This is a genomic window from Vibrio sp. 1151_11 (assembly GCF_029478525.1).
Classification (GTDB): Bacteria; Pseudomonadota; Gammaproteobacteria; order Enterobacterales; family Vibrionaceae; genus Vibrio; species Vibrio anguillarum.
The window spans coordinates 1-371 of sequence record NZ_SHMN01000114.1 but is presented as its reverse complement, the minus strand read 5'-3'; the positions used below and the strand labels follow the sequence as shown (position 1 = coordinate 371).

The 371-nt window shown below is 37.5% G+C and carries 1 protein-coding gene; it reads right to left on the bottom strand.

What is annotated here, in order from left to right:
• Positions 1-87, bottom strand: an 87-nt coding sequence (locus EXZ60_RS19005) for a VOC family protein (RefSeq protein WP_277436163.1), incomplete at its 3' end; no start/stop codon positions are given.
• Between the last annotated feature and the right edge of the window lie 284 nt (positions 88-371).

Sequence of the window (371 nt, the reverse complement as noted above, 5' to 3'; positions counted from 1 at the left end):
TTCAAATTTGAGTTTGTTTACATAAAAATCAATGGCTTCATCATAATCTTTTACAACTAAAGCAATATGGACAATGTTCTGTTTCATAGTATTCCTTATTGAAGATTTCGACTGGTAGCATAACGCCAAATTAAGCTGCTACCAACGCACAATGTCACTTTAAGCAATGCACCATAATCACAAAACCATTTTAGAGCAGATTCAGCCACGCGTTGGTAGTCAGGCTTGAATTTTTTGTTAGGTGTCTTGGATTCAAGTACGAAGTGCGACACCTCTGAACATAAAAACAGTGAGATGCGATAATCATGAAGTTTGCTCCCGCCAAGAAGTAAAAAACATGAAATACACGCACCTCACTGAGAACGAAAGGT